This is a genomic window from Nonomuraea sp. NPDC004580, from assembly GCF_040609855.1.
In the GTDB taxonomy this organism is placed as follows: Bacteria; Actinomycetota; Actinomycetes; order Streptosporangiales; family Streptosporangiaceae; genus Nonomuraea; species Nonomuraea salmonea.
Window position 1 is genome coordinate 1 of the sequence record NZ_JBEXLH010000028.1, and the last position, 18225, is coordinate 18225.

The following is an 18225-nucleotide window of genomic DNA, read 5'->3' on the forward strand; positions in this document are numbered from 1 at the left end:
GTTCTTGGTGGGGGTGGTCTGGGGGTTGTGGGGGCGTTTGGGGGATGTAATCCCAAGCTTTTTGGAGTTGGGGGGGGGGGGGGGGGGGCCCGCGGGGGGGGGGGGGGGGGGGGGGGGGGGGGGGGGGGGGGGGGGGGGGGCGGCGGAGCGACCCGCCGCCCCAGAACCGCTTCGTCGTGCCGGTCCCTCATGCGGTTCACCCCTCGCGCCATGATCGCGAAGCATAGTCACAAATGATGATCGACGAGTATGACTCCTCGCATCATGTCAAGGTTCGTACGCCGCCATGGGGAAGAGCGTGACCCGAAGGCCAGTCCTGCGTTACCTCAGCGAGGGCTCCATCCAAAGCGCCTGAACACCGGGCGGCACCACGCACGGTGACGTCATCATGACGTCATGCTTCTGACCGAGATGGCTCCTCCTCCCGGCGCCCAGGAGCTGGCCGGGCTGCGTGCCCGCGCCAGGTCCGCGCGGCGCGGCGCCCTCGTGGCGCTCACCGCCTCGATCGCGCTGCTCACCACGGCCCAGCTGCTCGCCGACCGGGCCGCGACGCGGGAGCAGACACTCCCGCTCGCGGTGCTGTCGCTCGCCGTCTTCGCCGCCGCCCTGCCCGCCATGGCGATCACCCAGTACGTCTGGGGCACCCGCGCCCGCCGGGTCCGCGAGCGCGAGCACGAGCTGTACGCCGCCGTCTTCTCCGGCCGGGCCCGCCCGCTGGCCCGGCTGGCGGTGGCCGGCTGCTGGGCGGTGACGCTGTTACTCGGCTGGACCGTTCCCCGGCTGTTCGGCCAGGCCGCCCAGTACGGCCTGGCCGACGCGCTGAGCGCCGTCACCGACGCGATGGCCTGGGCCTCGATCGGCGCCGGCGCGCTGTTCCTGCTGTGGTGGGCCCGCGACACCGCCCTGACGGTGGCGCGCGTCCTGCGGGCGGGCGGATCGCCCGGCGACCCCTGGGACCCCGGGCGGAGCACCCGCCCGCGCGAGGGCACGTTGCTCTGGACGGGCGCGGCCGTGGCGATCGCCGCCCTGCTCGGAGCCCGCGCCCACCTCTGGGAGCCGGCCACGGGCATCGTCTACGGCCTGCTCACCACCGCCCTCGTCTGCGGCGTGGTTACTGACGAGTAGCATAAGGCACGGAACCCCTGCTAACTACGAGGAGCGAATCCGTGCCTTCCTCTCGTGACGTCGTGTTCGTCGACGGCGTGCGCACGCCTTTCGGCAGGTCAGGGCCGAAAGGTCTGTACGCGGAGACCCGCGCCGACGACCTGGTCGTCCGCGTCATCCGCGAGCTGATCCGGCGTAACCCCGGCCTGCCGCCCGAGCGCGTGGACGAGGTCGCCATCGCCGCGACCACCCAGACCGGCGACCAGGGCCTGACCATCGGCCGCTCGGCCGCCGTGCTGGCCGGCCTGCCCAAGAGCGTGCCAGGCTACGCGATCGACCGCATGTGCGCGGGCGCGATGACCGCGGTGACCACGGTCGCCGGCGGCATCGCGTTCGGCGCGTACGACGTCGCGATCGCCGGCGGCGTCGAGCACATGGGCCGCCACCCGATGGGCGAGGGCGTCGACCCCAACCCGCGGTTCCTGTCGGAGCGGCTTGTGGACCCGAGCGCCCTGGTCATGGGCATGACCGCGGAGAACCTGCACGACCGCTACCCCTCCATCAGCAAGGAGCGCGCCGACGCGTACGCGGTGCTCTCGCAGGAGAAGGCGGCCAAGGCGTACGCCGACGGCAAGATCCAGCCCGACCTCGTGCCGACCGCGATCAGGACCGCCGAGAAGGGCTGGGGCCTGGCCGTCGAGGACGAGGCGCCTCGCCCCGGCACCTCCATGGAGGGGCTGAGCGGGCTCAAGACGCCGTTCAGGCCGCACGGGCACGTCACGGCGGGCAACTCCTCCGGCATCAACGACGGCGCCACCGGCTGCGTGGTGGCCGCCCGTGAGGTCGCGGAAGAGCTGGGCCTGACGCCGAAGATGCGGCTGGTGTCGTACGCGTTCGCGGGCGTGGACCCCGAGGTCATGGGCGTCGGGCCGATCCCGTCCACCGAGCGGGCGCTGCGCCTGGCGGGGCTGGACATCTCCGACATCGGGCTGTTCGAGATCAACGAGGCGTTCGCCGTGCAGGTGCTGGCCTTCCTTGAGCACTTCGGCATCGCCGACGACGACCCGCGCGTCAACCCGTACGGCGGCGCGATCGCCTACGGCCACCCGCTCGCCTCCTCGGGCGTGCGGCTGATGACGCAGCTCGCCCGGCAGTTCGGCGAGCGTCCCGACGTGCGTTACGGCATCACCACCATGTGCGTCGGCATGGGCATGGGCGGCACCGTGATCTGGGAGAACCTGGCATGAGCGAGTTCGAGACCTGGCGGTCGCTGCTGAGCGAGCGCAACACCGACGAAGTCGTCACCAAGGCGCTGGTCCGCGACGTGCAGCTGCCATACGACGCGGGCATGATGGCGCTGATCACCCTGGACAACGGCTTCGACCACACCAAGCCCAACACCTTCGGCCCGCACGGCCTGTTCGCGCTCAACGGCGCCCTGTCGGAGATCGCCGCGCGCACCGACCTGGTGGCCGTGGGCGTGACGGGCAAGCCGTTCATCTTCGCCGTCGGCGCCGACCTCAAGGGCGCCGCCTCGGTGACCTCCCGTGAGGAGGCCAAGGCCATCGGCGCGCTCGGCCACCACGTGTTCCGGCGGCTCGGCGAGCTGGGCATCCCGTCGTTCGCGTTCGTCAACGGCGCGGCCATGGGCGGCGGCCTGGAGATCGCGCTGCACTGCTCCTACCGGACGATCTCCGCGGGGGTGCCCGCGGTGGCGCTGCCCGAGTGCTTCCTCGGGCTGGTGCCGGGCTGGGGCGGCACGCAGCTGCTGCCCCGCCTCATCGGGCCGCAGAAGGCGGTCAAGCTCATCATCGAGAACCCGCTGTCCAACAACCGCATGATCAAGGGCAGGGAGGCGTACGAGCTGGGCGTCGCCGACGCGATGTTCGAGCCCGCCGACTTCCTGGAGGAGTCGCTGCGCTGGGCCGCACGCGTCGTCAAGGGCGAGGTGACGGTGGAGCGGCCGGCCCACGACGGCTGGGAGAAGGCCGTGGCCGACGCGCGGTTCCTGGTGGACATGAAGCTGCGGGGCGCGGCGCCCGCGCCGTACCGGGCGCTCGACCTGATCGCGCTGGCCGAGACCGCCTCCAGGGACGCGGGCTTCGCCGCCGAGGACGAGGCGCTGGCCGACCTGCTCATGAGCGATGAACTGCGGGCCGGGCTCTACTCCTTCGACCTCGTGCAGCGCCGCGCCAAGCGGCCCGCGGGCGCGCCCGACCCGTCGCTGGCCCGCAAGGTCACCAAGGTCGGCGTGGTCGGCGCGGGGCTGATGGCCTCGCAGATGGCGCTGCTGTTCGCCCGCCGCCTGGAGGTGCCGGTCGTGCTGACCGACCTCGACCAGGCCCGCCTGGACAAGGGCGTGGGCTACGTGCACGGCGAGGTGGACAAGCTGCTCGCCAAGGGCCGCGTCTCGGCCGACCAGGCCAACCGCCTCAAGGCGCTGGTCAGCGGCTCGCTCACCAAGGACGCCTTCGCCGACGCCGACTTCGTCATCGAGGCCGTCTTCGAGGACCTGGCGGTCAAGAAGCAGGTGTTCGCCGAGGTCGAGGCCGTCGTCCCGGCGGAGTGCGTGCTGGCCACCAACACCTCGTCGCTGTCGCTGACCGCCATGGGCGCCGACCTCAAGCACCCCGAGCGGCTGGTCGGCTTCCACTTCTTCAACCCGGTCGCCGTCATGCCGCTGCTGGAGATCATCAGGGGCGCGGCCACCGACGACGCCACGCTGGCCACCGCCTTCGCCGTCGGCAAGACGCTGAGGAAGTCGTCGGTGCTGGTCAAGGACGCCCCGGCGTTCGTGGTCAACCGGCTGCTCACCTGCTTCATGGGCGAGGTCGTCGCGGCCGTGGACGAGGGCACGCCGCTGGAGACCGCCGAGCACGCGCTCGACGGCCTCGGGCTGCCGATGACGCCGTTCGCGCTGCTGCAGCTCGTCGGCCCTGCCGTCGGCCTGCACGTGGCCGAGACGCTGCACGAGGCGTTCCCCGGCCGGTTCGGCGTCTCGGAGAACATGGCCAAGCTCGTCGAGTCGGGCAAGCCGGGCGTCTACCTGCCCGACTTCACGCTCGACCCCGAGGCGGTCGCGCTGTTCGCCGGCGGCGCCTCGCCGTCCACCGCCGAGCAGGTGCGCGAGCGGGTGCTGGCCGCGCTGGCCCGCGAGATCCGCATCATGCTGGACGAAGGCGTGGTGGCGGCGCCGCAGGACATCGACCTGTGCATGATCCTCGGCGCGGGCTGGCCGTTCCACCTCGGCGGCATCACGCCGTATCTCGACCGCACCGGCGTCGCCAAGCCCCGTTTCCTCGCGCCGGGCGTGGCATCCGTACCGGCCTGATTTTAAGCTCGCTTGAGGAGGTCCGTACGCGGACCTCCTCTCCTCTTCACCGGATCCGTCGTAGCGTTTGGTGCCGTCCTACGAACGGAGAGTAACCATGATGAGAGCAGCAGGCACCCTCATGCTCTGCGCCGCCCTCCTGGCCACGTCGTCCGCCCCCGTGCTGGCCGCGGCAGCCCCCAAGGCTCGTCTCAAGGTCGTCTACGGGGTCAAGGGCGGCGGCGCCAAGTCGGCCTACCTCAACTGCGCCCCCACCGGCGGCACCCACCCCAACGCGCGGGCCGCCTGCCGCCTGCTCAAGCAGGCCGGCGGCGACCCCGCCAAGCTGAACGTCAAGCCCGATGCCGCCTGCACCCGCGAGTTCCAGCCGCACGCCGCCGTGATCGTCGGCACCTGGTACGGCAAGAACGTGCGCTGGGGCAAGGTCTACGCCAACGGCTGCCACATGCGCGCGGCCACCGGAGCAGTCCTCGCGCTCTGACCACCCCCCGGTCCTCTGGCCGCTCCTCACTCACCCGGGGAGCGCCAGGGGGCCACGGTCCTGCTGTGCCGGTAGCCGTAGGCGAAGTAGAGCACGATCCCGATGGCCATCCAGACCAGGAACCGCAGCCACGTCTGCACCGGCAGGTTGAGCATCAGATAGAGGCAGGCCAGCACCGACAGGATCGGCAGCACGGGCACCAGCGGCGCGCGGAAGGCCCGCGGCAGGTCGGGCCGGGTCCGCCGCAGGATGATCACCCCCAGCGAGACGACCACGAACGCGAACAGCGTCCCGATGTTGACCAGCTCGGCCAGCTCCCCGAACGAGACGAACCCGGCCAGCGCCATCGTGACGAGCCCGATGATGATCGTCAGCCGCGCCGGGGTGCCGAACGTGGGGTGCACCACCGCCAGGGAGCGCGGCAGCAGCCCGTCGCGGCACATCGCGAACAGCACCCGGGTCTGGCCCAGCAGCAGCACCAGCACCACGGTCGTCAGGCCGGCGATCGCGCCCACGCTGATGATCGTGGCCAGCCACGGCTGGCCCACCGAGATGAACGCGTCCGACAGCGGCGCGGCCTCGCTCAACTGGCTGTACTTCTGCATGCCGACGACGACGAGCGAGACCGCGACGTACAGGACCGTGCAGATGGCCAGCGAGCCGATGATGCCGCGCGGCACGTCGTGCTGCGGCTCGATGGTCTCCTCCGCGGCGGTGGCGACGATGTCGAAGCCGATGAAGGCGAAGAACACGATCGCCGCGGCCGAGAAGATGCCGATCACCCCGAACGCCACCGGCTCGATGCCGAACAGCACCTGCACGAGCGGCGCCTGCCACCCCTCCACGCGCGGCGTGGGGATCGGGTCGGGGATGAACGGCGTGTAGTTGGCGCCGTTGACGAAGAACAGGCCCGCCACGATCACCAGCAGCACCACCGCGATCTTGGTGATCACCAGGATGAGGTTGACCCGTGAGGACAGCTTGATCCCGGCCACCAGCACCGCCGTGAGGATGAGCACGATCAGCACGGCCGGCACGTTGACCACCGGATCGGAGCCCGCGATCGAGGCCGGCAGCTCCAGGCCGAGCGAGGCCAGCAGCGAGGCGAAATAGCCCGACCAGCCGACCGACACCACGGCGGCTGCCAGCGCCAGCTCCAGGATCAGGTCCCACCCGATCACCCAGGCGGGGAACTCGCCCAGGGTCGCGAAGGAGAAGGTGTAGGCCGACCCGGCGACCGGGATGGTGGAGGCGAACTCCGCGTAGCACAGCGCGGCGAGCCCGCACACGATGCCCGCGACGACGAACGAGACCGCCACGGCGGGGCCCGCCACGTCTCTGGCGACCTGTCCGGTCAGCACGAAGATCCCGGTGCCGACGATCACGCCGATGCCGAAGACGGTGAGGTCGGTGGCGGTCAGGCGCTTGCGCAGCTGGTGCTCGGGGGCTTCGGTGTCGCGGATCGACTGTTCGACGCTCTTCGTGCGAAAGATGTCCACTGGGTGATCCTTCCCCCACCCATAGTGATCATGCTCGCGAACGCCCGCTCCGCTGGAGCTCCTGATGCGCGGCGGTGATCGCTCCCGATCACCGCCGCGACCGGCTCAGAGGCGGGCTCAGCGGCGAACTCAGCGGGGGGCGCAGCGCCGGAGCCCGGAGCCCGGCTCAGCGGCCTTGCAGCGGCCTTTCAGCGGCGGGCCGGCTCGGCGGCCGAGGTGCGGCGCGCGACCGCCTCGGTGATCTGGCGGGCGAGGTCCTGCCCGGTCAGGCCGATCTTGCCGAGGATGGCGGCCCGCTTGGCGTGGTCGAGGAAGCGCTGCGGGATGCCGTAGGTGCGTACGGGCACGTCGACGTCGGCGTCGCGCAGCAGCCGCGCCACCGCGTCGCCCACCGCCCCGACCCGGCCGTTGTCCTCGACGACGGCCACCAGCTTGTGCGCGGCGGCGGCCGTCACGAGCGCTTCGTCGAGCGGCTTGACCCAGCGCGGATCGACCACGGTGGCGGCGATGCCCTGCGCGTCGAGCAGCTTGGCGGCGTCCATGCAGACCTGCGCCATCGGGCCGACACCCACCAGCAGCACGTCGGGCTCGCTCTCGGGAGCGCGCAGGAGGTCCATCTCGCCCAGCTTGCCGACCGCCTCCAGCGGCTCGGCGACCGGGCCCTTGGGGAAGCGCAGGACGGTGGGGCCGTCGGAGACCTCGACGGCCTCGCGCAGCAGCTCGGTCAGGCGGTCGCCGTCGCGCGGCACCGCGACCTTGAGCCCGGGGACGACCTGGAGGATCGACAGGTCCCACATGCCGTTGTGGCTGGCCCCGTCGTCACCTGTGACGCCCGCCCGGTCGAGCACCACGGTGACCGGCAGGCGGTGCAGGGCGACGTCCATGAGGAGCTGGTCGAAGGCGCGGTTGAGGAACGTGGCGTAGACGGCCACCACCGGGTGCATGCCGCCGAGCGCGAGCCCGGCCGCGCTGGTGAGCGCGTGCTGCTCGGCGATGCCGACGTCGTAGATGCGCTCGGGGAAGGCCTCGGCGAAGGCGTTGAGGCCGGTCGGGTGGAGCATGGCGGCGGTGATCGCGACCAGGTCGTCGCGCTCCTTGCCGAGCCTGACCAGCTCTTCGCTGAAGACGTTGGTCCAGATGCGGCCCTTGGGCTTCTCCGCGCCGGTGGCCCGGTCGAAGGCGCCCGGCGAGTGGAACTGGTCCTCGTCGTGGTTCTCCGCCGGGCTGTAGCCGCGGCCCTTCTGGGTGACGGCGTGCACGATGACGGGGCCGCGGAAGTCGCGGGCCTTGCGCAGGGCCGCCTCCATGGCCTGCTCGTCGTGGCCGTCGATGGGGCCGAGGTATTTGAGCCCGAGGTCCTCGAACATCACCTGCGGCGCCAGGACGTCTTTCACGCCCTTCTTGAAGCCGTGCAGAGCGTCGTAGAGGACCGGGACGTTGCCCAGCTTGTCCTTGACGTATTCGAGCATGTCCTCGTAGCGGCGGTTGACCCGCAGCGAGGACAGGTGGGAGGCCAGGCCGCCGATCGTCGGCGAGTAGGAGCGCCCGTTGTCGTTGACCACGATCACGAGCGGCAGGTCCTTGAACGCCGCGATGTTGTTGAGCGCCTCCCAGGCCATGCCGCCGGTCAGCGCGCCGTCGCCGATGATCGCGACCACCGTGCGGTCGCGCGCGCCGCGCAGCTTGAACGCCTTGGCCAGGCCGTCGGCGTAGGACAGCGCGGTGGAGGCGTGGGAGTTCTCGACGAAGTCGTGCTCGGACTCGGTCTGGCTCGGATAGCCGGACAGGCCGCCCTCCTGCTTGAGCGCCTCGAAGCCGGCCGCCCGGCCGGTGAGGAGCTTGTGCACGTACGCCTGGTGGCCGGTGTCCCAGATGACCGGGTCGTTCGGGGAGTCGAAGACGCGGTGGACGGCGATGGTCAGCTCGACCACGCCCAGGTTGGGCCCCAGGTGACCGCCGAACCTGGCGCAGGAGTCGACGAGCAGGTCGCGGATCTCTCCGGCGAGCTGCGGCAGCTCCTCGACGGCAAGCCGTTTGACGTCGTGCGGTCCCTCGATCGAGCCCAGCAACCCGCTCACGGATGCGACTCCCCTCTGCTCTTTTGCGTCGATCCCCAGAGTCTAGTTCGCAAAGGCGTCACTGACTCCATCAAGTCAAATGCACCCACAAATGTCCGATCTTGACCTAGTCTTGCGGACCATATGAACTCCGTCCCCGCCGGCCGGCTCGTGGCGCTCGTCGCGGCAGGCGTGGCCCTCGCACTGGCCGCCGCCGCCTTGACGCTGGTGCTCGCGGAGGTGGCCACGACCTCGACCGACCCCGCGTACGGGGGACGGCAGCCCGCGGCGCCGTCCGGCAGCGCGGGCCAGAGCAGGCACGGCGGCGCCGCGGTCGCCGGACGGGCGACGGCCACCGCGAACCCCCTCTACAAGACCGGCCGGCTCACGGACGTGAACTGCCGGCCCGGCAGCCTGCCCGCGGGGAGCATGCCCGCCTACCGCCGTTTCCTGACCCGCGTGACGGCCTGCCTGAACAAGGCGTGGGCAGCGCAGTTCCGCAAGGCCGGGATGCCGTTCGCCAAGCCGCGGCTGCGCATCATCACCCGCAAGGTCAAGACGCCCTGCGGCTCGTGGAACACCGGCGCCGACGGCGTCTACTGCTCCACCGACCGCACGATGTACCTGATGATCAGCAAGGACCAGCTGCGCAACCCTTTCCCGCTCGGCATCACCCGGCTGATCGCCCACGAGTACGGCCACCACGTGCAGCAGGTCTCCGGCATCTGGAATTACTACTGGGCGGCGCGCACGGTCGCGGGCAAGGCCAAGAGGCTGCAGCTGTCGCGTAATTCCGAGTTGCAGGCCGAGTGTTTCTCGGCCGTGTTCATGAGCACGATGAAGGGCACGTCGCTGGTCACCGACGCCGACTGGGCGTACACGGTGGGCTGGTTCAGGAAGAACGGCGCCAAGGGGTGGCCGCAGAACGACCACGGCAAGGGGCCGACGCAGGCCGCGTGGATGACGCGGGGGTTCCATCGCGGATCGCCGGGCGCCTGCAATACCTGGGCCGCCAATCCGCGGAATGTCACCTGATAGTGCGTTATTTCTTCGCCTGGAGCTCCTTTTTTCACTAGGGTGCCGTCTCATGCGTATCCCCTTCTTAGCGCTCATGGCGGGCGCCTTGGCCGGTGTGCTGTTCGCCGGAACCGCGCACGCGGCCTCCTCATCGGCCGCTCCCTTCTCGTCCGTCCTGACGAAGAACAAGCTCTACAAGGCGGGCAAGCCCGGCGTACGGGCCTGTGAGGAGCCCGAGGTCCGCACCGGCAGCGTGGAGGAGGCCGAGCTGTACTTCGAGGCCGTGAAGGACTGCCTCGACCGCGCCTGGGCCCCCGTCGTCAAGAAGGCAGGACACCGCTTCACCAAGCCGAAGTTCGCGATCGTCACCAAGGTCGGCGCGAAGACCAGGTGCGGGCGCTTCCCCGGGGGCGCGCAGGCCCTCTACTGCCAGAAGGACCGCTCCATCACCTTCCTGCTCAGCCCGAACATCGTCGAGGAGCCCACCGACCTGGCGCTGATGCAGGTGCTCGCCCACGAGTACGGCCACCACGTCCAGCAGCTCACCGGCATCATGAAGGCCGGTGACCGGATCATCGGCGGGCGTGACGAGGATCGCGCGTACGCCGCGCTGCGCCGTCTTGAGCTGCAGGCCCAGTGCCTGTCCGGCGTCTTCGTCGGCCGCGTCTGGGACTCGCTCGGGCGGCCCGACTCCGACTGGAACATCCTGGCCAAGGGCACCCACAACCCTGTCGCGCTCGACGCCATCGGCGTGCGCAGCGGGGCCGACAACACGCACGGCAGCGACAAGAGCAATGCCTTCTGGCTGCAGCGCGGCTTCACGTCCCAGTCCACCGGGGCCTGCAACACCTGGACGAGCTCCAACGCCAGGGTGCGGTAAATCACTCTTCGAAGGCTTATGATCCGCGATCATGCGCCTTTTCCTTTAGCGCCGGCGGCGTGCGCGGTCGCGGGACCCCTCACGCCGCCACCCGCGAGCCCGCCGGGCTGGCGTACACGCCGCCCTCGGTCAGCGTCACCACCGGGCGGGGCTCCGTGTGCGGGACGATCGCCGGCAGCGGGGCGCAGTACTGCCCTGAGCAGAGCACCACATCGTCATCCGCATTGAGCCTGCGCCCTGGGTCAGGCGTTGGCGCGGGCCAAGACTTCCAAGGGGTCGGAGAGGACGTGGGCGAAGGCCAGTTCGGCGGCGCCGACCAGAGGGGCCGCGTCGCCCAAGGCCGAGGTGCGCAGGCGCAGGCGTTCGCGTTGGTGAGCCATGGCGTGCAGGGCGAGCTGGGAGCGGACCTGGGCGGCGGAGCCGAGGTAGATCTCGCGCAGGACACCGCCGAAGATCACCATCTCGGGGTTGAAGATGTTGACGAGGTTGGCGACGCCGAGCCCGAGCCAGTCGCCGACCCGGCTGAGCGCCTCCTGGGCCACGATGTCGCCACGGTCGGCCGCCTCGACGACCCCGCGTACGGCGTCGCGCCCCTGCCGCCCGTCCGAGACCCGCCCGGCCGACTCCAGCAGGGTGCGCTCCCCCACCTCGGCCTCCAGGCACCCGTGCGACCCGCAGCCGCACGCCCGCCCGCCGGGGTTGACGACCATGTGGCCGACCTCGCCGCCGTAGCCGTCGTGCCCGCCGATCAGGTGGCCTCCGGAGATGATGCCGCCCCCGATGCCGACGTCGCCGTGCAGGTAGATGAGGTCGCGTACGGCGACGCCGACACCGCGGCTGTGCTCGGCGAGCGCGGCCAGGTTCGCGTCGTTGCCCACGCTGACGGGCAGCCCGAGGCCGAGCCGGCGCGCCAGCTCCTCGCCGAACGGCACCTCCTCGGCCTTGAGGTTGGGCCCGAAGCTGACGACGCCGTCGGCCTTGCGCACCCCGCCCGACACGGCGGCCGCGGCGCCGACGCAGACGGTGTCGTCCCTGGTCTTGCGCCGCATCTGGCGGGCGAACCCGGACAGCACCCCGGTCAGCTCGTCGAGCTCGAACCGGTCGCGGTCGCGTACGGCCTCGCGCCGGTCGAGGATGACCCCGCCCAGCCCGACGCGCGCCACGGCGAGCCGGTCGGGGCCGACGTCGAAGGCGAAGACGTAGACCCGCGCCGACTCCGGCCGCACCACGAGCGAGGGCCGCCCGGCCCTGCCGGTCTCGCGCGGCAGCTCCTCGCGGACCAGCCCCGCGGCGGTGAGGTCGGAGGTCAACGCCATGATCGTGCTGCGATTGAGCCCCATCTTCGAGGTCAGCTCGGCCCGCGAGATCGGCCCGCCCAGATGGACATGGCGGAGCAGCGCGCCGAGGTTGTGGCGCCTGATGTCCTCTTGGGAAGGGCCGGCACGCATGGTCTGGGGTTCCTTCAGGGGCTGCGAATCGCTGATCACCTTAAACCAGCGGCAGCCGCCCGCTTGCGCGCCAGAGCGTCGACACCCGCCGCGAGCAGCAGGACCGACCCCGTGACCAGGTATTTGACGCTGGAACCGTACCCCATGAGGCCCATGCCGTTCTCGATCACCGCGACCACCGCCCCGCCGAGCACGGCGTCGAGCACCCGGCCCTTGCCGCCGAACAGGCTGGTGCCGCCGATGACGGCGGCGCCGACCGCGTACAGCAGGACGGAGCTGCCGCCCGTGTTGGGGTCGACGGAGCTGGCTCTGGAGGCGGCCACGATGCCGCCGATGGCGGCCATCGAGGAGCAGATGACGAACGCGCTGATCTTGATCCGGTCGACCGGGATGCCGGCCCGGCGGGCGGCCTCGGTGTTGCCGCCGACCGCGTACAGGTGCCGGCCGAACGAGGTGCGGCGCAGCACCACCGTCCAGACGACCAGCAGCGCGAGGATGACCGGCACCACGATCGGCACGCCGGTGAGCGAGACCAGCGCGGGGTTGCGGCTGCGCTCGAGGTTGAGCGCGGCGACCGCGAGCCCGGCGAACAGCGCCAGCATGCCGACGCGGAAGGCGATCAGCGAGATCGGGTCGGCGGCGAGGCCGCGCTTGGTGCGGTTCCTGGCCCGGCGCAGCTGCACGGCCGCGAAGACCGCCACGCACACCAGGTAGAGCGCCCAGCCGAGCCACGGCGGCAGGTTCTTGTTCGCGATGGCGACGACCACGCTGTCGCGGATGGAGATGTTGGTGCCCTCGTCCACCAGCACCAGGACCAGGCCCTGGAAGGCGAGGAAGGCGGCCAGCGTCACCACGAACGACGGGATGCCGACCTTGGCGACCAGGCTGCCGAGCACGGTGCCGATGACGACGCCGGTGAGGATGGCGGCCAGCATGCAGACGTACCAGGGCAGGCCGGCGTTGGTCAGCGTGACGGCGAGCACGGCCGCGCAGACGCCGCTGGCGAACCCGGCCGACAGGTCGATCTCGCCGAGCAGCAGCACGAACACCAGGCCCATCGCGATGAGCGTGACGGCCGCGCCCTGCGTGAACAGGTTGGCGAAGTTGATCGCGGTGACGAAGGACGGCCGGGCCACGGCGAAGACCGTGCAGAGCACGACCAGGCCCAGCACGGCGGGCAGCGCACCCATGTCGCCGCCGCGCACCCGCTGGATGTAGGCGAGGAAGCTGTTCTTGATCGACGGAGTCTGCGCGGCCGCGACGATGGCCTCTCCGGGTAGTTCTTTGACCTTGTTCATGATGTGACCCCGTTCTTGAGGCCCAGATCGCCGCTGCGGCCAGAAGTGATCAGTTCGACGACCTGTGCGTGCGTCACATCGGAGGTCTTGACCTGGGCGGCCATCCTGCCGAGGTAGAGCGCCGCGATCCGGTCGGAGACGGCGAACACGTCGTTCATGTTGTGGGAGATGAGCACGACGGCCAGGCCGGTGTCGGCGAGCCTGCGCACCAGCTCCAGCACCTGCGCGGTCTGGGCCACGCCCAGCGCCGCGGTCGGCTCGTCGAGGATGACGACCTTGCTGTTCCACAGCACGGCCTTGGCGATGGCGACGGTCTGCCGCTGCCCGCCGGACAGGCTGGAGACCTGCTGCCTGATGGACTTGACGGTACGGACGGACAGGCCGCTGAGCGTGCGCTCGGCCAGCTCCTCCATGCTGTCCTCGTCCAGCAGGACGCCGTTCTTGCGCTCACGGCCGAGGAACATGTTCTGGACGATGTCGAGGTTGTCGCACAGGGCGAGGTCCTGGTAGACGATCTCGATGCCCAGCTCGCCCGCGTCGCGCGGGCTGTGCACGTGCACCTCTTTGCCGTCGAAGAGCAGGGTGCCCGCGTCGATGGGGTAGATGCCGCCGATGCACTTGACCAGGGTGGACTTGCCGGCGCCGTTGTCGCCGACGAGCGCTGTGACCTCGCCGGCGTACGCGGCGAACTCGACCTCGTGCAGGACCTTCACCGGGCCGAAGCTCTTGTCGATCCCGCGCACTTCAAGGAGGGGGGTCATGGATCTCCCTAAACGGGGGTACGGCCGCGCTCGTGGCGCGGGCCGTACCCCGCCGCGTTACTGAATGCCTGCCTCGGTGCACTTCTCGGCGAAGTCACCCTTGCACAGTTCCTCCTTGGTGACGTAACCGTCGGCCACGACGTCCTTGACGTTGTCGAAGTAGATGGCCTGCGGCTCCATCAGCTCGGAAGGCACGTCCTGACCGGTCTCCGGGTCCTTGACGCTGCTGGTCGCCGCGGGCTTCTCGCCCTTGGCCAGCGCGACAGCGAGCTTGGCCGCGGCGTCGGCCTCCTTCTTGACGGCTTTGTACACGGTCATGCACTGGTCGCCGGACAGGATGTTCTGCAGGCCCTGGACGGTGGCGTCCTGGCCGGTCACCGGCACCTTGCCGTTGAGGTTGTTCTTCTTCAGCACGGTGATGGCGGCGTTGCCGAGACCGTCGTTGGCGGCCAGCACCCCGGCGATCTTCGGCTCCTGGGTCAGCATCTGCTCGAAGATCGTCCCGGCCTGGGTGTTGTCCCAGTCGGGCACGGCCTGGTCGGGGCCCTTGACGTACTCGCCCGCGTCGAACTTGGGCTTGAGCACGCCGTCGTAGCCGTCCTTGAACAGGGTCGCGTTGTTGTCGGTCGGCGAGCCGTTCAGGTAGGCGACGATCGGCTTCTCGGCCTTCTTGTCGGTCAGGCACTTCACCAGGCCCTCGCCCTGGAGCTGGCCGACCTTGGTGTTGTCGAAGCTGACGTAGTAGGCGGCGCCGCCGCCCAGCGTCAGCCGGTCGTAGTCGATGGTGGCCACGCCCTGGGACTTGGCCTTCTCGATGACGGTCTTACCGGTGCCGCTGTCCAGGTTGACGATCATCAGGACGGTGGCGCCGTTGGTGATCATCTGGTCGGCGATGGTCTGGAACTGGGTCTTGTCGTTCTGGGCGTTCTGGATGTCGTACTCGACACCCGCGGCCTTGAACGCCTCTTCCAGATACTTGCGGTCCGCCGTCTCCCACCGGGCGGAGGACTTGCTGTCCGGCAGGATGACGCCGATCTTGCCGGCCTTGGCCGCTTCTGACGCGGTGGCCGATTCAGAGGTCGACGTCGTGGTCTGACCGCTGTCGCCCCCGCAGGCGGTGAGACCGAGGGCGAGCGCTGCTGCCGTGGCGGTCAGGCTGAGGATCCCCTTGCGCATGGTGCAGGGTCCTTTCTTCCGGAGGGGCCCGGATGAATGTTGTTTGCGGCAACGTATTCCGGGACGAACCGGTTGTGAAGGGGGTTGGAGGAGTGGATTTGTTGTTTCGGGTAACAATCCAGAAACGTCACATCAACCTTCCCGACGCTGCCCGTACCGGAGTGTGATGCCTGCGGCGCCCTGTCACGTGAGGGAGCCGACATGCCCTGATCACGCCATTTCGGGTCACCCACTGTGTGGTTATTGGTAGGTTTGGGCCGCTTTGAGGAGACTCTCGGAAAGGTGGGTGACAGTGCGGCGGTACGGACGCGTGGCCGGTGGTGTGCTGGCCGGGTGCCTGGTGGCGGGCTGCTCGGGGCTGCCCGGGATGGACCCGGCGGCGTGGCAGGGCGCGGAGACGCCCTCGGCCACTCCCTCCTCCACGGCATCTGGGACGCAGAAGACGCCGGAGCCCTCGGCGTCCGCCCCGGCGCTGACGGCGGAGTCGGTGATCAAGGAGTACATCGAGCGCAACAACAAGGCCAACAAGGCGCTCGACGAGAAGCTGCTCGCCACCTATGAGGGCGGGTCGAGCCTGGCCATCGACAAGGCCGGCTACGCCTCCCAGCGCAAACTGGGAGGGCGCGACTCCTACACGCCGTTCGAGTACGTCAGGCCGACGTTCGTGGCGCCGGCTTCCAAGCGGTGGTTCCTCGCGACGACGTACTGGAAGAACAAGAAGAAGTCCGCCAAGACGCCCACCTTCCTGCTGTTCGCCCACGACCAGGGCGCCTGGAAGCAGGTCTACTCCCCCGACGTCTTCGACACGATCGACGCCGACGAGCTGCCGAAGGTCCAGACGGACGCCTCCGGCGCGGCCACCGAGGTGGACAGCGCCGACGGCGACGGCCTGCTGATGTCACCGGCCGACTTCGCCAAGAACTACGCCGCCCACATGACCGGCAAGGGCTCGAACGCCGCCAAGAGCCGGTTCGCCTCCGACCAGTTCACCACCGGCGCGGCCAAGAACCGCATCAAGATGCGGCAGTTCGCCAAGCTCACCGAGCACGCGGCGCCGGCGAAGGAGTATCCGTCGTACGCGCTGCGCACGGCCGACGGCGGCGCGCTCGTCTTCACCACGCTCGCGCGGACCAAGGTGTACGACGTGATCCAGAGCCCGAAGCGCTACTACGTCTTCCAGGAGGACAACGGCCTGCTGCCGGACAAGTACTACAAGTTCTTGAAGGTGGGCGACCTGGTGCAGGTGGCCGCGCACATCCCGCCGAAGACCGCCTCGCCCGCCCAGGTCAAGGTGCTCGGCACGTACAGCGGCATCGTGGCCGGCCGCGGCGCGTGACGCCCGGCCTGCGGACGCGTCCTCAGGCCAGGACCTGGCTCAGGACGTTCTGCACGATCAGCCCCACCGCCGAGGCCGCCGCCACGACCAGGACGGCCGTCCGCACCTTGCCGCCGTCGAGGTAGCGCCGCAGCGGCCCGGACACCAGGAACCCGAGCAGCATCGGCACGATCAGCGCCCCGCCCACCATCAGCGCCGCGGACGGCAGCTCGTCCACGAGGGCGAGGATGGCCAGCGACTGGACGGCGCTGAGGAAGAAGAACATCGCCAGCGTGGCCCGGATCTGCGGCCCCTTGGCGTGCTGGTAGACCAGCGCGATGGGCGGGCCGCCGATGCCGGTCGCGGTGCCGGTGATGCCTGACACGAACCCGGCCGAGGTGATGGTGGCCGCGTTGCGCGGCACGCTCAGCGCCCGCGCCGTCAGTGCCACCGCTACGAGCACCATGACCGCCACGAAGACGCTGCGCATGTATACGGAAACGTAGACAACGATGACTGCGCCGAGAGCGCTACCGGGCAGCCTCCCGAGCACCGCGAACCCGAGCCCGCGCCAGTCCACCCGCCGCCACTCCACGGCCAGCGTGAACAGCGGCAACGTCATGTTGACCACCTGAACGGCGCCCGGCATGAGGTCGGGCGCGAGCAACGTGAGCAACGGCGCCGCCACCAGGCCCAGCCCGAACCCCACGGCTCCCTGGACGATCGCCCCCACAAATACCGCCAGACCACCAACAATCAGCACCAGCGCCACGTTCGCCATGCACGCGAGTCAACCATCTTTACTCTCCGTTGCCATAATGGCCCCGAGAGTGATCACATGAGGGTAGTGTTTTCCGCGCACGCCTACGTAAGCTCGGAAGTATGGCCGCGAAGCCGAAAGCCACGAGCATACGTGTCAGCGTGAAGACCAGAGATCGCATCGCTGCTTTGGCGAAGAAGAGAGGTGAACCCATGACCGCGATCATCGACCACGCCATCCGCGAGATGGAGAAGAAAGAACGCTGGCAGCGCGTCGCGGAGCAGATGGAGCAGACCAAGAGAGAAGATCCACAGGCCTGGGCGGACTATGTCGCCGAATCCGAGCTGGTGCAAGGTCCGCGACCGCGCACTTCCCGCATCGCACCCGAGTGGGAAGGGCTCATCACGTTTCCCGAGGAGAGAGATGAGGGTGATTCAGGGCGAGATCTGGCTCGCTAACCTGGGCGACACCGTGGGCCGCGAGCCGGCTCACGGGCGCCCGGTGCTGGTGGTCAGCAACGACACGTTCAACGCCAGCACACCGGTCAAGATCGTTGTTCCGCTGACCACGACCGATCGGGGCTGGGACAACCATGTTCCCATCCCGACCGAGGGCACCGGCCTGGACAAGCCCAGCTTCGCCATGATCGAGCATGTGCGCAGCATGTCGCCCCTGAGGTTCACGCGGAGGATCGGGATCGCCCCTGACGAGGTCGTTCACGAGGTCGCCGACTGGATCGGTGACGCGCTCTAGCGGCTCAGGAGATGGGTGATGCCGCCCGGCGAATTAGAGGTTCGCCGGGTGGCGTCACTCACTCTGCCACACCTGCCGCTGCTTAGGCTGCCGCCGTGCCGTTCTCGTTTCTCGCGCCCGCTGTCGCCGCCCTCATCGCCGGCACCGGGCCCCAGCCTGCTGCGGCCTTCCTGCCAAGGGTGGGAAGCTGGCGGCGGCGTCGTGTCCTGAGACGGCGCTCTCCGAGGGTGGGATTCCACGGGGGCGCGAGTACCTCACTACGGTTGTGAAATGTCTGGATAAGTCGTGGCGGCGCCGAGCCTCGCCGCAGGGCCGAGTTGCGGCGGAGGTTCGAGTTGCAGGCCG

17 protein-coding genes are annotated in these 18225 nt (G+C 69.8%); 9 read left to right on the forward strand and 8 right to left on the reverse strand.

Going from position 1 to position 18225, the window contains the following annotated elements:
• Window positions 1–396: 396 nt before the first annotated feature.
• The 4 genes from ABZW11_RS26145 (at window position 397) to ABZW11_RS26160 (ending at window position 4916) form a co-directional block, all read left to right on the forward strand.
• Entirely contained in the window at window positions 397–1125 is a 729-nt protein-coding gene (locus ABZW11_RS26145) for a hypothetical protein (protein WP_355421998.1), read from the forward strand.
• Between the two features lie 62 nt (window positions 1126–1187).
• Window positions 1188–2351: a thiolase family protein gene (locus tag ABZW11_RS26150; RefSeq protein ID WP_355422361.1), complete on the forward strand. Its 1164-nt coding sequence runs from the start codon at window positions 1188–1190 to the stop codon at window positions 2349–2351.
• Entirely contained in the window at window positions 2348–4435 is a 2088-nt protein-coding gene (locus ABZW11_RS26155) for a 3-hydroxyacyl-CoA dehydrogenase NAD-binding domain-containing protein (RefSeq protein WP_355422001.1), read from the forward strand. The genes ABZW11_RS26150 and ABZW11_RS26155 overlap by 4 nt, the downstream gene beginning before the upstream one ends.
• 97 nt (window positions 4436–4532) lie before the next feature.
• Window positions 4533–4916 (forward strand): SSI family serine proteinase inhibitor, encoded by a 384-nt coding sequence (locus ABZW11_RS26160; protein ID WP_355422004.1) that lies wholly within the window; start codon window positions 4533–4535, stop codon window positions 4914–4916.
• 26 nt (window positions 4917–4942) lie between these two features.
• Here the strand turns inward: ABZW11_RS26160 and ABZW11_RS26165 are convergent, their stop codons facing one another.
• Window positions 4943–6415, reverse strand: a complete 1473-nt coding sequence (locus tag ABZW11_RS26165; protein WP_355422006.1) for an amino acid permease — start codon at window positions 6413–6415, stop codon at window positions 4943–4945.
• A gap of 188 nt (window positions 6416–6603) precedes the next feature.
• Complete coding sequence (dxs, locus tag ABZW11_RS26170; RefSeq protein WP_355422364.1) at window positions 6604–8484, reverse strand: 1-deoxy-D-xylulose-5-phosphate synthase; 1881 nt, start codon at window positions 8482–8484, stop codon at window positions 6604–6606.
• Between the two features lie 132 nt (window positions 8485–8616).
• Between dxs and ABZW11_RS26175 the strand changes: the two genes are divergently transcribed.
• Window positions 8617–9507 carry a neutral zinc metallopeptidase gene (locus tag ABZW11_RS26175; RefSeq protein WP_355422009.1) on the forward strand — a complete coding sequence of 297 codons (891 nt, stop codon included), beginning with the start codon at window positions 8617–8619 and terminating at the stop codon, window positions 9505–9507.
• 52 nt (window positions 9508–9559) lie between these two features.
• Entirely contained in the window at window positions 9560–10369 is an 810-nt protein-coding gene (locus tag ABZW11_RS26180) for a neutral zinc metallopeptidase (protein ID WP_355422011.1), read from the forward strand.
• A gap of 79 nt (window positions 10370–10448) precedes the next feature.
• Here the strand turns inward: ABZW11_RS26180 and ABZW11_RS26185 are convergent, their stop codons facing one another.
• From ABZW11_RS26185 to ABZW11_RS26205, 5 genes are read right to left on the reverse strand one after another with little or no spacing between them, the layout of a single operon-like run.
• Window positions 10449–10580, reverse strand: coding sequence for a hypothetical protein (locus ABZW11_RS26185; protein WP_355422014.1), 132 nt, complete (start codon window positions 10578–10580; stop codon window positions 10449–10451).
• A gap of 31 nt (window positions 10581–10611) precedes the next feature.
• The gene (locus ABZW11_RS26190; RefSeq protein WP_355422017.1) at window positions 10612–11817 is read right to left on the reverse strand and encodes an ROK family transcriptional regulator; all 1206 of its coding nucleotides are present in this window, start codon (window positions 11815–11817) and stop codon (window positions 10612–10614) included.
• 35 nt (window positions 11818–11852) lie between these two features.
• Window positions 11853–13115, reverse strand: a complete 1263-nt coding sequence (locus tag ABZW11_RS26195; RefSeq protein WP_355422020.1) for an ABC transporter permease — start codon at window positions 13113–13115, stop codon at window positions 11853–11855.
• Window positions 13112–13876 carry an ATP-binding cassette domain-containing protein gene (locus ABZW11_RS26200; protein WP_355422023.1) on the reverse strand — a complete coding sequence of 255 codons (765 nt, stop codon included), beginning with the start codon at window positions 13874–13876 and terminating at the stop codon, window positions 13112–13114. Before ABZW11_RS26200 ends, ABZW11_RS26195 begins: the two co-directional genes overlap by 4 nt.
• A 57-nt stretch (window positions 13877–13933) precedes the next feature.
• Window positions 13934–15052 carry a substrate-binding domain-containing protein gene (locus ABZW11_RS26205; RefSeq protein ID WP_355422026.1) on the reverse strand — a complete coding sequence of 373 codons (1119 nt, stop codon included), beginning with the start codon at window positions 15050–15052 and terminating at the stop codon, window positions 13934–13936.
• A 292-nt stretch (window positions 15053–15344) separates the two neighbouring features.
• On the opposite strand from ABZW11_RS26205, the gene ABZW11_RS26210 reads away from it, so the two are divergent.
• Window positions 15345–16388: a hypothetical protein gene (locus ABZW11_RS26210; RefSeq protein ID WP_355422028.1), complete on the forward strand. Its 1044-nt coding sequence runs from the start codon at window positions 15345–15347 to the stop codon at window positions 16386–16388.
• Window positions 16389–16410: 22 nt separating this feature from the next.
• Here ABZW11_RS26210 and ABZW11_RS26215 read toward each other — a convergent pair whose 3' ends face one another.
• Complete coding sequence (locus ABZW11_RS26215) at window positions 16411–17148, reverse strand: sulfite exporter TauE/SafE family protein (RefSeq protein WP_355422030.1); 738 nt, start codon at window positions 17146–17148, stop codon at window positions 16411–16413.
• Window positions 17149–17339: 191 nt separating this feature from the next.
• On the opposite strand from ABZW11_RS26215, the gene ABZW11_RS26220 reads away from it, so the two are divergent.
• Together ABZW11_RS26220 and ABZW11_RS26225 are read left to right on the forward strand one after the other, a co-directional pair.
• The gene (locus ABZW11_RS26220) at window positions 17340–17585 is read left to right on the forward strand and encodes a hypothetical protein (protein ID WP_355422033.1); all 246 of its coding nucleotides are present in this window, start codon (window positions 17340–17342) and stop codon (window positions 17583–17585) included.
• On the forward strand, window positions 17557–17880 hold the full coding sequence (locus tag ABZW11_RS26225; protein ID WP_345387327.1) for a type II toxin-antitoxin system PemK/MazF family toxin: 324 nt from the start codon (window positions 17557–17559) through the stop codon (window positions 17878–17880). Before ABZW11_RS26220 ends, ABZW11_RS26225 begins: the two co-directional genes overlap by 29 nt.
• Window positions 17881–18225 lie beyond the last annotated feature (345 nt).

Excerpts from the sequence above, each read along its gene's own strand:
- ABZW11_RS26155 (WP_355422001.1), top strand. The coding sequence starts at position 2,348 with ATGAGCGAGTTCGAGACCTGGCGGTCGCTGCTGAGCGAGCGCAACACC.
- ABZW11_RS26145 (WP_355421998.1), top strand. The coding sequence starts at position 397 with ATGCTTCTGACCGAGATGGCTCCTCCTCCCGGCGCCCAGGAGCTGGCC.
- ABZW11_RS26160 (WP_355422004.1), top strand. The coding sequence starts at position 4,533 with ATGATGAGAGCAGCAGGCACCCTCATGCTCTGCGCCGCCCTCCTGGCC.
- ABZW11_RS26220 (WP_355422033.1), top strand. The coding sequence starts at position 17,340 with ATGACCGCGATCATCGACCACGCCATCCGCGAGATGGAGAAGAAAGAA.
- ABZW11_RS26190 (WP_355422017.1), bottom strand. The coding sequence starts at position 11,817 with ATGCGTGCCGGCCCTTCCCAAGAGGACATCAGGCGCCACAACCTCGGC.
- ABZW11_RS26205 (WP_355422026.1), bottom strand. The coding sequence starts at position 15,052 with ATGCGCAAGGGGATCCTCAGCCTGACCGCCACGGCAGCAGCGCTCGCC.
- ABZW11_RS26175 (WP_355422009.1), top strand. The coding sequence starts at position 8,617 with ATGAACTCCGTCCCCGCCGGCCGGCTCGTGGCGCTCGTCGCGGCAGGC.
- ABZW11_RS26180 (WP_355422011.1), top strand. The coding sequence starts at position 9,560 with ATGCGTATCCCCTTCTTAGCGCTCATGGCGGGCGCCTTGGCCGGTGTG.
- ABZW11_RS26195 (WP_355422020.1), bottom strand. The coding sequence starts at position 13,115 with ATGAACAAGGTCAAAGAACTACCCGGAGAGGCCATCGTCGCGGCCGCG.
- ABZW11_RS26200 (WP_355422023.1), bottom strand. The coding sequence starts at position 13,876 with ATGACCCCCCTCCTTGAAGTGCGCGGGATCGACAAGAGCTTCGGCCCG.
- ABZW11_RS26215 (WP_355422030.1), bottom strand. The coding sequence starts at position 17,148 with ATGGCGAACGTGGCGCTGGTGCTGATTGTTGGTGGTCTGGCGGTATTT.